The sequence below is a fragment of the uncultured Algibacter sp. genome, assembly GCF_963976535.1.
In the GTDB taxonomy this organism is placed as follows: domain Bacteria; phylum Bacteroidota; class Bacteroidia; order Flavobacteriales; family Flavobacteriaceae; genus Algibacter_B.
In genome coordinates this window covers 54677-67962 of record NZ_CAXBLF010000011.1, presented here as the reverse complement: position 1 = coordinate 67962, position 13286 = coordinate 54677, and the positions used below count along the sequence as shown (strand labels likewise).

Genomic DNA, 13286 nt, shown 5'->3' with positions numbered 1-13286 from the left:
GGAGCGACTAATTTTTTAGCAGATATTGACTGTGTATTTGAAGAAGAGGTTATTCTTTGTGGAGCAAGTACAGTATTAACTTCAGGAAATGGTTACGATTCTTATTCATGGTCTACAAGTCCTTCTGGTACACCAGTAATAGGAACAACACAATCAATAACTGTAACCTCAACGGGCACTTATTATGTAAGTAACACTGCTATAGCACCATGTCAATCTACAAATCAAGTATTTGAAGTGATTACGTTTGGAGCAGGTGTTACCAATCCAGTAATTCCATTTGCAGATCAAGTTGTTATTTGCCCTAATGATGGTAAAGAATTGCCAAACATATTTTTATGCGGTGGAAATGGTCCCAGACTTATTGAAACCAATATTACTGATACAACATCAATTATTTGGGAACAATTAGATGAAACTAGTTGTACCGCTGTTGCTAATCTAGATTGTGCAAATGAAGACGCCACTTGTACTTGGAATCAAGTTGAAACTGGTCCAAATTATATGGCAGATACTGCAGGACAATTCAGATTAACTTTAAACTACGATGGTGGATGTTTCAACCAATTTTATTTTAATGTTTACACCAATTTATTAGTGCCCACGGTAACATCGAGAGATATTTATTGTACAACTCCAGGTGAAATTGTTGTAGGTGCTGTTCCTAATGGTTATGAGTATAGTATTGATGGCGTTAACTTTCAAACAAGTAATGTGTTTTCTGTTAATACACCAAATATCTATACCATATATATTAAGCAAATAGGAGTAGATCCAAACCCGTGTATATTTACAGTACCAGATGTTCAAATAAGACAAACAGATTTTACTGTTTCTACAATTATTACCCAACCATTTTGTAATGGAGATTTAGGAAGTATTTCGGTAGCTGCCAATGATGTACGTCCGCAATATTTCTTTTCAATTTCTCAAGGTGGAACTTTAGTAAATAGTGTTGGACCTATAATTCCAAATAATTATACATTTTCAAACTTAAACCCTGGAACATATACTATAGACGTTTCAACAGAAGATGGTTGTGTGTATTCTGGTGATATTGATATTATTGAACCGCTATTATTAGAGGCTACTTCGGCATTAACAAAACCATTAACGTGTACAGATGGCGAAATTACTGTGTATCCAACAGGAGGAACACCTCCATATTTTTATTTTGTAAATAGTACAACAGTTTTTCAAACAACTCCAATAATACCTGTAACAAGTGCTGGTGTATTTAATATTACTGTTGTTGATTCTAATAATTGTTCTGCGGAAACATCAATAACTGTTGATGCTATTCCTGCTCCAGATTTCACTGTTAATGCAACTGATATAGTTTGTTCTGATACAGGAGATGTTGGTACAATAACTTTTAACGTTACTAATCCAAATGGAAATACATTGGAATATAGTATTGATAATGGTGCTTCGTTTTCTAATTCAAATGTTTTCACAGGGTTATCTAATGGTAATTATGAGGTAGTTGTACAGTATAGTTCTGGACCAGATGTGTGTTTAACAGCTCCACAGACTATTAATATAACAACTCTAGCTACGGTCATAGGAACAGCTACTTTAACAACACCCTATAGTTGTATTTCTGATGGCATTATTACTGTTTCAGGAGCTACAGGAGGAACTGCACCATATACGTATAGTTTAGATGGAGTAAACTTCCAGTCTGGAACAACATTTACAGGATTGACTGACGGAACATATACAGTAACCATAAGAGATTCTAGTGGTTGTGCATTCATTGCAGCGCCAATTACAATGGCTTCATTAAATCCACCAACAGATTTAGATTTTAGTAGTACACTTTTAAGTTGTCCTGCTATTACTTCTGATGTGACTATTACTGGAACAACAGGAGGAACACTTCCTCTGGAATATCAAATTATAGCACCTTCGGGTTTTGCAACGGCATATCAAACTTCAAATATTTTTCCTGGGTTAAGTCCAGATACATATACATTCCAGGTTAGAGATACTAATGGCTGTACTTATAGCGAATCATTTACTATTGCTCCATTGCCACCAATAACAGTTAGTACAGTTATCACTAAAGATTTAGATTGTACAGCTTCACCAGATGGCATTATTACAGGAACTATCTCCGGTGGAACAGCACCGTTTACTTATGCCGTTTCATTTAATGGTGGAGTATATAGTGGACTAAACGCAGTCGTAGGTTCATCATTTGCACATACGGCAGCTTCAGATGGAACGTATCAATTTCAAATAACTGATGCTAATGGTTGCATCGCAGAATCTGGAGGACAAATTATTAATGTTATTTCCTTACCTGAAATAATTTCTGTTGTACAAACACAGGCTATTTTATGTAATGGTGATAGTAATGCAGGGATAAACATAACCATTAATAATGCAGTTGGAACACCACCTTTTGTAATTAATGTTAATAATGATACAACAGCAACAGATTATGGTACACAAACATCAGGATTACCAGCGGGCGATTATACGATTACCTTAACCGATGCAAATTCATGTATTGATACAGCTCCTATAACTATTGCAGAACCTAATCCTATTGATTTTATATTAACTAAAGTCGATATTACTTGTAATAACCCAGGAGGTTCTAGTTTAGGGTCAATTACAGTACAAAATGTTACGGGTGGAACAGCTCCATTTACATACTACATTACAAATAATTTTGGTGATGTGATTCCTGGAAACCCTTATTCAGCAGTATCGAATGAAGATCACACATTTAATATTATCAATTTTGGTACGTATACAGTTAATATTGTTGATGCTAATGGATGTAGTTTTTCAAGACAAGAAATAATTGCATCTCCACCGTCTGATTTATTAATTGATGTAACAACTGTAGTACCAAATTGTACAACTGGCGGAACTGCAGTAGTTGAAGCTATTTCGGTAGTAGGAAGCGGAAGTTATGAATTTGGTATTTTAGAATTCAATTCAGTGCCTTATACAGTAACCTTTCTACCTTCAGATGTTGGATTCCCTAATCAAAGAACATTTACGAATCTAACACCAGGAGTGGTTTATACGTTTGTGGTTCATGATTTAGTAACCGATTGTTATTATGTAAAGTCTGCTGATGCTGCTATAGCACCAGCTTCAACTTTAACATCTTCAGTTATTCCAAATAATGTGATTTGCCAAGGTGAAAACAATGGTAGTGTAACATTCACTATTGATAATTTTGATAGCACAACAACATCTGTTGATTACGAAATATTTACAGCATTCACTAATGTATTGGTTGATGGACCGACAAATGTAGCAGTAACTTTTGGGACACCAGAAACAGTTACTACACCAGCTCCAGGAACCTTATCTCCTGGGCAATATTATATTCGCTTTACTGAAAATGGAACAGGTTCTTTTAACGGATGTGAATCCGCATCAGTTATTTTTGAAATTAGAGAATCGGCTGTTAGTTTAGGAATTTCTGCTTCAATAGATAAAGCTGCTAATTGTAATCCAAACTCGGGAATTATTAGTGCCATTGCAACAAATGGAACACCACCATATTTATATCAATTAACAACATCGGCAACACCACCATTAGCTACAGATCCTACATGGGCCTCAGCTAGTACGTTTAATGTAGATGCTAATAGTTATTATGTACATGTTCAAGATGTGTATGGTTGTTTACAATCAACACCTGTTATTGTTTTACCATCAGATCCAGAACCAGTAATTACAGCTATATTAAATAATCAATGTACTGTAACAGAAGGTAATTTTGCAATTGATGTTACTTTAACAACCGCAGGCATAGCGCCTTATAGTTATAGTGTTGATGGTGGCGCTTTTCAAATTAATACAGCACCATTTACAATTTCCAATTTATCATCAGGAACGCACACGATTGAAGTGCAAGATGCTAACGGTTGTGGTAATTTAGTTTCAGTAGATATTGAAGCGCCTTTAGAAATAATTCCTGCAATAACAGCATTACCTACTTGTAATGATAATGATGGACAAATAACCATAACAGGATCTGGAGGAACAGGAACTTATGCCTATACTATAAGCCCAAACCCAGCATCAATTACACTAGCAGGAAATGTATTTTCTGGTGTGCCATTTGGAACTTTTATTGTTACTATAACAGATACAGTAACAAGTTGTTCTAAAGATGTTACTGTGGTACTTCCAGGTGCAGTACCTCCATCGTTTACAACAACACCAAATGCTATAACGTGTTTTGGGAACAATGATGGTGAATTCGAGCTAAATGTTAGTGGTTATTCAGGAGCTTATACTTATGAAGTTTTTGACAGTTCGTCTGTTTCAGTTTTAGGAGTTGTAGTTGCTAACACATCAACAAACCCACAATTAGTTACTGGGCTTTTAGCAGGAGTTTACACCGTAGATATTACAGAAACTGCAAGTCCGTTTTGTTCTTCAACATCAAGTGTTATTATCCCATCTCCATCCGAACCTTTAGATTTGGTAGCAACCGAAACATCCAATGTTACTTGTGATGATGATAAAGGCATTATTACTGCCATTGCAACTGGAGGTTGGGGAAGTTATGAGTATGAATTAACAGGAACAGCCACAGTGGCTTATTCTCCTAACGGAACATTTACTAATTTATCAGCTGGGTCATATACTATTAATGTTCGAGATGAGGGTGGATGTGTCGTTTCAGAAAACGTACCGTTAAACTTACCAACTCCTATAGACGCAACAATTACAGCTACGCCAAGCTTGTTATCATGTTTTGGAGATACTAATGCAAATATAACTGTGAGTTCAGTTTCTGGTGGACAAGGTTCAAATTACACATATACGCTTAATATGATTGCTCCAACGGTAAGTTCTTCAGGACCACAAATGGCCCCTATATTTAGTGGGTTAGGAGCAGGAACTTATAATGTAGTTGTAACTGATGGTTATAATTGTGAATTTACAACAGCCGATGTTATTATTACCCAGCCTACTGAAATACAGGCTAATTTAGTAAAAGCAACATCACAAACTTGTACAACACAAACAACATTAACATTAAGTGCTTCAGGAGGAACAGGAACTTATGAATATAGCGATACGGCTTCCTTTGCAACTGTAATAGGAACGTTTGTTACTTCAATAACTTTTCCTGTATCAAATGGTACTTTTAGTTACTATGTTCGAGATGCTAACGGTTGCTCAGCCAATGTATCTAATGACATTACGATTGATCCATTACCAGTATTAACAGTGAGTTTAGATACAACTAATGCTGTAATAAATTGTGCTGGTGATGATAATGGAGTAGTTATCGCTTCCGCGGAAGGAGGCTTAGGTAGTTATGTTTATACATTGCAAGATACTTCTGGAAACCCTATTACTCCTGTAACTCAAACGAGTCCTGGAGTATTTACAAATCTTCCAGTAGGAAATTATCAAGTACATGTTGATAGTGGTGGCTGTTTTGAAATATCTGAAACGGTTATAATTACAAACGCAGCATCTCCTTTAGATGTCACATTCAATCCAATAGACGTGACCTGTAATGGAGAAAATGATGGAATGTTAGAAATAAACGCTTCTGGTGGATCTGGAACTATTAAATATGCTATATCTCCTCAGTTAGATCAATTTTTTGATGCCGATACCGTTGAAAACCTCGCTCCTGGTAATTATGACATTGTGGTTCAAGATGAATTGGGGTGTTATGTAACCTATAATTTTGATATTACGCAGCCTGCACCTTTAGGATTTACTTATACAATAATTAGTGAAGCACCATGTGATGGCGACTCAACTGGTTCTTTTACTATAGAAATATTAGGAGGAGAACCTCCGTATAGTGTAAGTTTGGATGATATAACATATACACCGCTGCCACTTGGTGTAACAACATATACTTTTTCTGGATTAGAAGGTGGTGAAAAAATGGTTTATGTTTTAGATAGCGGTAGCTGTGGTGGCGATAGTCCATTTTCTATTCCATTACAAGAACCAGTAATTCTTGACCCATTCGCCAATATTGATTACGAATGTATTAATGACATAACAAATAATACTAGCACAGTTACTAACAGTGTTACTGTTACCGTAGATTCAAGTATAACGGATACTTCAGTTTTAGAATATGCATTAGACGGAGGTGCTTTTGCAACAGGATCAGGGATATATGAAAATCTATCTCCAGGACCTCATAGTATTGAAGTACGTCATCCAAATGGTTGTGTTAAAATTACTGATAATGGAATTCCTTTTGTTATAGAAACTTTCCAACCTCTTGCTTTAATATTAGAAGATGGTGGATTAAACGAAATTGTAGCTGTTGCTTCTGGTGGTGCAACGCCTTATGAGTTTAGATTGAATGGACAATCTTATGGAAATGAAAACACCTTTCTAATTTTTGCATCTGGTGATTATACCGTTACTGTTATTGATGCTAATGGTTGTGAAGTATCTGCCACTAGATTCTTTGAATATATTGACGTATGTATTCCAAATTATTTCACACCTAATGGTGATGGTAATTTAGATGGTTGGGGACCAGATTGTGCTAATCAATATAGAAACTTAACCTTCGATATTTTTGATAGATATGGACGAAAAATAGCCACATTAAATATAGGGGATAAATGGGATGGTAAGTACAGAGGTGTAGAATTGCCTTCTGGAGATTATTGGTATGTTGTAAAATTAAACGAACCGCAAGACAATCGTGAATTTGTCGGGCATTTTACATTGTACAGATAATTAAAACCCTTAACTAAAAAATTATGCAATTAAGAAAATTATATATAGGTCTGCTTCTCATGTTTATAGCTAACAGTTATAGCCAAGAGTTGAATTTACCTGTATTTACACAATATTTAGCTGATAACGATTTTGTAGTATCACCTACTTATGCTGGTATTGGTGATAATTTAAAAATTAGAGCAAACGGGCTTACACAATGGGTTGGAATAAAAGGAGCGCCAGATAATCAATCCATATATGGAGATGTAAGAATTGCAGACCGAACTGGAGTTGGGCTATCTTTTTATAATGATAGAAATGGTAACACCATTCAAACAGGTGCAAAAATATCTTTTGCACATCATTTAGTTTTAGATTATTACTCAAAAATGTACCTGTCGTTTGGTATTTCTTATAACATAAACAATTTCAGAATTGATATTAATAATTTTAACACCACTTACGAAAACCCAATTATCGACCCATTTGTTACTGATGATAGAAGAACAACCAATAATAATTTTGATGTAGGTGCATTGTTTAGATATAAGGGTGCATTTTTTAGCTTTAATGCCAATAATATTTTAGACAAAAAACTTGATAAAACGATACGAGTTTCAGAACCAAATTTGCTTTTAAATTACCAAATTTATTCTGGCTATACCTTTAGAGGACCGAAGAAGAGTGGTTTAGAATTTGAGCCTTCAATTTACTATCAAATGTTTAGTAGTGACAAAAGGTCTAGTACCGATATGAATTTTAAATTTAGAAAATATAATAGAAATGACGATTATTTTTGGGCAGGAATTTCATACCGATTCTTAAATGATCAATTTTTAAAACCTTTAAATATAGGACCCATGGTAGGTTTTCAAAAGTCTATTTTCTACTTTGGTTATGCGTATCAAATAACAACAAATGAGCTTTCGGCATATAACTCCGGTACACACGTTGTTACTATTGGGTTAAACTTTTTACAAGGGATTAGTAATTGTCCTTGCACACAAAGTGCTGTGCGTAAATAGTTGAGGTAATTTATTTTAATCCATGCTAAGAGAAAATCAATTTAACTGTAAATAAAATATGCTACAAAAGCAATATTACAGCTACGTCTTCCTAACTAGATTTTTCAACTAATAGGTTTCTGTCTTCATCTTAAACTTCACAAATCAATAGAATAGAAGTTAAAATCGCACAGAATATTGCGCAAACAAACCCATAAAATTAAAACACTATTAAACTAATGATGTTTAGTACACGACAAAATTTTAGAATAGAACTATAAACTGCACACATATTGTATATTACGGTTTTTTCGTTACGTAAACCTGACAGGTTTTGAAAACCTGTGAGATACTTTGTTATCCAGAAAATTGTGAGTAATTTTTTTCTCAAAATTAGTTTTTGTTATGTACTTAACTAAGGATTAATAAATAGTTTCAAAAAATTAAAACTTTAACATTTTATTAGTATGGGTTCTTTTGTTTTATTGTCTCTTTAACTAAAACACAAAATCTTTCTTTATACATTTGTTTTTTATTTTTTTTGAGCTTGTAGGTCAATTAAAAACGAAAGATTAGAAAAGGGTATTATTATAACCTTTTCTTTTAAAAATTTAAATATGAAAAAACACTTAATCCTCCTATTCGCTTTAATAGCATTTACAGTTGGTAATTCTCAAATATTAGAACCCGTAAAATGGAAAACTTCTATTGAGAAACTTTCAGATACTGAATATAATTTGGTAAGCAAAGCAACTATTGAAGATGGATGGCATCTATATTCTCAAAATGTTCCCGAAGATGGCCCTATACCTACAACATTTACTTTTGATGATGCCAATGGTGCTTTTAAGTTTATTGGTAATACAAGTGAAGAAGTGGGACGAACTGTTGACGACCCCGTTTTTCAAATGATGATAAAATTTTTCGAAAAGTCTGCAATTTTTGTACAAAAAGTTGAATTAATAGGAGATGTTACATCTGTAAATGCTACCGTTGAGTTTATGGTTTGTGATGATACCAGATGCCTACCACCAACTGAAGTCGATTTGATTTTTAAAATAAATGGAAGTAACAATGCAGAAAACACCAATGTTATCGACGGGCAATCCATAGATGACGAGTCGGTAAACAAAATGCTTTATGGAATGACTCCTAAAGATATAACGTTGCTATCTGGTAAAATAAAAGAGAAAAAATCACTCTGGACTATTTTTGGATTAGGTTTTCTTGGAGGTTTGTTAGCACTTTTAACACCTTGCGTGTTTCCAATGATTCCGCTAACTGTTAGTTTTTTTACAAAAAAAGGGAGTCAAAGTAAAAGTTCAGGAATTGGAAAAGCGCTGCTATATGGCTTTTTTATTTTATTAGTTTATTTAATATTAAGTATCCCTTTTCACCTTTTAGATTCTGTTAACCCAGATATATTAAATGAGATATCAACGAATGTGTGGTTGAATGTCATTTTCTTTATAATTTTTGTGTTTTTTGCTTTCTCATTCTTTGGGTATTATGAATTAACATTACCATCAAGTTGGACAAACAAAACCACTAAAGGTGAAAATGCTGGAGGTGTAATTGGGATTTTCTTTATGGCACTAACCTTGGCTATTGTTTCATTTTCTTGTACTGGGCCAATTTTAGGGTCGTTATTAGCAGGATCGCTCACAGCCGATGGAGGTGCATGGCAGCTTACAGCAGGTATGGCTGGTTTTGGTGTGTCTTTAGGTTTGCCATTTGCATTGTTCGCTATGTTTCCAAATATGATGAACGCGTTACCAAAGTCTGGAGGTTGGTTAAATACAACTAAGGTGATTTTAGGGTTTTTAGAGTTAGCATTGGCATTCAAGTTCCTATCTAATGCCGATTTAGTAAAACACTGGGGATTATTAAAGATTGAACCATTTTTAATGCTTTGGATTATTATTTTTGCAGGTTTAGCATTATATCTATTTGGGAAAATAAAGTTTCCACATGATTCTCCAATTAAAAAATTATCATTCTCTAGAATTGCGGGAGGCATATTGGTAGCTGCATTTGCAATCTATTTAGTATCTGGATTTAGAGTAAATAAAGAAACAAATACGTTTACGCCTTTAACTTTACTAAGTGGTTTAGCGCCTCCTGTAGGATATAGTTGGCTGTATCCTAGTGCTTCAACAAATAATCTTAAAACTTTTAAAGATTTAAAGGAAGGTATAGCTTACGCAAAACAAGTTAATAAGCCAATTATGATCGATTTTACAGGTTTTGCTTGTGTAAACTGTAGGAAGATGGAAGAACATATATGGCCATTAGAAAAAATTGATAACTATTTGCGAAACGAATATGTTTTAATTTCTCTTTATGTTGATGATAAAAAAGATTTACCAGCAGATGAAAAAGTTGAAGTGAATAGAGTGAACGGAGGCAAACGTTTACTTAAGAATTATGGGCATAAATGGGCCAATTTTCAAACGCAATTTTTTAAGTCAAATTCACAACCATATTATGTCTTATTAAATTCTGACGGCACTAAAGTCTTAACTGAACCTGTAGGATATACTCCAGATGAAGATGAATATGCTAAGTTCTTAGCTAAGGGTTTAAAAGCTTTTAAAAAAGCTAAATAGAGTTTTTATAAATCTTAATTGATATGATGACTGATTCAGTAATAAATCACCCTTCAAAACTAGAACAATATTTCGAGCAGTTTCGAAATAATATTGTTGGTGTAGATAAATATTTTGATTCGCCTTACGGAAGAAAAAAAATTATTTATGCAGATTGGACAGCAAGTGGAAGATTATATAGACCTATAGAAGAAAAGCTACTTACCGAAATAGGGCCTTATGTAGCTAATACGCATACTGAAACATCTATTACTGGCTCAACTATGACTCTGGCTTACCATGAGGCTAGACATATTATTAAAAATCATGTAAATGCATCAAAAGATGATGTGTTAATTACTGTTGGCACAGGTATGACAGGTGCTATAAACAAGTTCCAACGCATATTAGGGCTTAAACTTTGTGAAAATTTAAAAGATCATACTGATGTTCCTGAAGCGAAACGCCCTATCATTTTTGTGTCACACATGGAGCATCATTCTAATCAAACATCTTGGTTAGAAACTATTGCTAGGGTAGAAGTTATTCCTTCAAATAAAGATGGTTTTCCTTGTGCAATCACGTTAAAAGAACTTATTGAAAAACATAAAAACTGTCCAATAAAAATCGCAGCGATTACAGGATGTTCTAACGTTACAGGTATTCGAACAAATTACCATGAGATAGCACGAATTATGCATCAAAATAACGGCCTTTGTTTTGTAGATTTTGCTTGTTCTGCACCCTATGTTAATATCAATATGCACCCTGAACATGGTGATGAATACCTAGATGCTATTACATTTTCGCCTCATAAATTTTTAGGAGGACCAGGGTCATCAGGAGTATTGATTTTTAATAAAAAATTATACAAAAACTTAGTACCAGATAACCCTGGAGGAGGAACTGTAAGTTATACAAATCCTTGGGGCGACCATGATTTTATAGATGATATTGAAACTAGAGAAGATGGCGGAACTCCTGGTTTTTTACAAGCTATAAGAATAGCATTATCTATTCAATTAAAAGAAAAAATGGGTGTTCAAAATATTTTAGATCGGGAACACGAATTAAACGAGTTAGTTTTTGATAGTCTTTCTAAAATTGATAATCTTAAAATTTTAGCACCAGAACATAAAGATAGGTTAGGGGTGTTTTCTTTTTATATAGATGATGCACATTACAATTTGATTGTTAAACTTTTGAATGATAAGTTTGGCGTGCAAACCCGTGGTGGTTGTTCTTGTGCTGGTACGTATGGACATTATTTATTACATGTAGATCAACTTACCTCAAAGGCTATTGAGGAAAAAATACTTGAAGGCTGTTTAATGGAGCGCCCAGGTTGGATTAGAATGTCTATTCACCCAACAATGACTAATGGCGACATTGAATTTATTTGTGATGCAATAAAAGAAGTGTCGAAGCATTTTGAAACTTGGGGTAAAGATTACGAGTATAACGCTATAAAGAACGAGTTTGTTCACAAAGGAAATCATGATATAGAAAATACGATAACTAAAAACTGGTTTAAACTCTAAAGCTTAAACCAGTTTGAAAACATCCATTTTTTATTGGTGTTTATTTCTCTACAATCTCAACTTCAAATAATTTATTCCAGCGTTTGCCAGTTACAAAAATAGTTTTCGTTTTTGGATTGTATGCTATGCCATTTAAAACATCTAAACCTTCATGTTGTTTAACCAATTTTTTTAAAGGTTTAAAATCTACAACACCTATAACAGCTCCATTTTTAGGATTAATAATGGCTACACCATCTTTTTGATAGCGATTAGCATATATTTTTCCATCAATCCATTCCATCTCATTTATACCAATTATTTTTCCTTTATTAGTATATACTTGAATATACTCTTGTTCAACTAAAGTTTCAGAATTTAGCAGCCATATTTTTTCAGTGCCATCACTCTTATAAATGGTATTGTTATAGTTGCTTAAACCCCAACCTTCTTTACTATTACCATATCTAAAACTGCTTAGTTTTTCAAATGTGTTAACATCGTAAACAAAACCTGTACCCTTTTGCCAAGTCAATTGATATACTTTATTATTTAAAATAGTAAGTCCTTCTCCAAAATATTCATCTGCTAATTTTAGTTCTTTAATAACCTTACCCGTTTTGTAATCTAATTTTCTAAGCTTAGATTCTTTAAGTTGTCCCGTGCTTTCATAAAGCGTATCATTATGAAACTCTAAACCTTGTGTATAGGATGTTATATCGTGTGGATATTCATTAATTATTTTATAAGTATACACTTTAGGTATTTCGCTGTTTAGAATGGTTATTGTTGATGTGGTTGTTTGTTTTTCGTCATCAAAATATACAGTTGCTTCAATGGTTTGCTTACCTAGTTTAAAGTTCTCTAAGGTGGAAGCCGCATTGATTTTAATTCCATTTAAACGATATGAAACAGAATCAATAGTATGATTTTTTTTGTTCTTTAAAGACAATTGTAGTGTTTCATTATTAGAAATATTGCCTTTCACTGCATTAGTTTTAATGCTGAAATCACTTTTTTTATGACCAGAATTTGAACCACAAGAAATTAGTAATACACTTAAAAATATGATTGTGAGATATTTGAATCTTTTCATTTTAAATTTATAATTTAAAGCAAGGTATTTATTTAAAATCAGTTTAAAAAATCATTGTGAAAATTTTAAAAGGTTGTATCTTTGCAACTGGCAAGTCCTACACAACCAGCTCCTGTTGAATCCTCCAGATCGGGAACGAAGCAAAGGTAAATGGTCGTAGCGGTGTGATGTAGGTAGCTTGCCTTTTTTTGTGCCCAAAATTTAGATTTTGAAAGCTAAGCGCATCAAAATATTTTATTTTGGACATCCCAACGAAGGTTGGGATCTCTTTATAGAAACTTAAATCTTGAAAGCTAAGGCGAATCAAGATTTTTTAGTTTATTGTATTCTCATGAAGATGGGAATCTCATGATTATTATTGTATTTTTAAGCATTAAATATT

5 protein-coding genes and 1 other RNA gene are annotated in these 13286 nt (G+C 33.5%); 5 read left to right on the top strand and 1 reads right to left on the bottom strand.

Going from position 1 to position 13286, the window contains the following annotated elements; genetic code table 11:
- The 4 genes from AAC024_RS05305 to AAC024_RS05290 all read left to right on the top strand — a co-directional run.
- Window positions 1–6714, top strand: a 6714-nt coding sequence (locus AAC024_RS05305) for a T9SS type B sorting domain-containing protein (RefSeq protein WP_339894175.1), incomplete at its 5' end; no start/stop codon positions are given.
- 23 nt (window positions 6715–6737) lie between these two features.
- Entirely contained in the window at window positions 6738–7721 is a 984-nt protein-coding gene (locus tag AAC024_RS05300; RefSeq protein ID WP_339894174.1) for a type IX secretion system membrane protein PorP/SprF, read from the top strand.
- A gap of 596 nt (window positions 7722–8317) precedes the next feature.
- Window positions 8318–10309, top strand: a complete 1992-nt coding sequence (locus AAC024_RS05295) for a cytochrome c biogenesis protein CcdA (protein ID WP_339894173.1) — start codon at window positions 8318–8320, stop codon at window positions 10307–10309.
- A 23-nt stretch (window positions 10310–10332) separates the two neighbouring features.
- Complete coding sequence (locus tag AAC024_RS05290; RefSeq protein WP_339894172.1) at window positions 10333–11829, top strand: aminotransferase class V-fold PLP-dependent enzyme; 1497 nt, start codon at window positions 10333–10335, stop codon at window positions 11827–11829.
- Between the two features lie 40 nt (window positions 11830–11869).
- On the opposite strand, the gene AAC024_RS05285 is transcribed toward AAC024_RS05290, so the two are convergent.
- Window positions 11870–12904 carry a glutaminyl-peptide cyclotransferase gene (locus AAC024_RS05285; protein ID WP_339894171.1) on the bottom strand — a complete coding sequence of 345 codons (1035 nt, stop codon included), beginning with the start codon at window positions 12902–12904 and terminating at the stop codon, window positions 11870–11872.
- A gap of 88 nt (window positions 12905–12992) precedes the next feature.
- On the opposite strand from AAC024_RS05285, the gene ffs reads away from it, so the two are divergent.
- Window positions 12993–13091, top strand: an RNA gene (gene ffs / locus AAC024_RS05280) — signal recognition particle sRNA small type.
- Window positions 13092–13286: the final 195 nt, after the last annotated feature.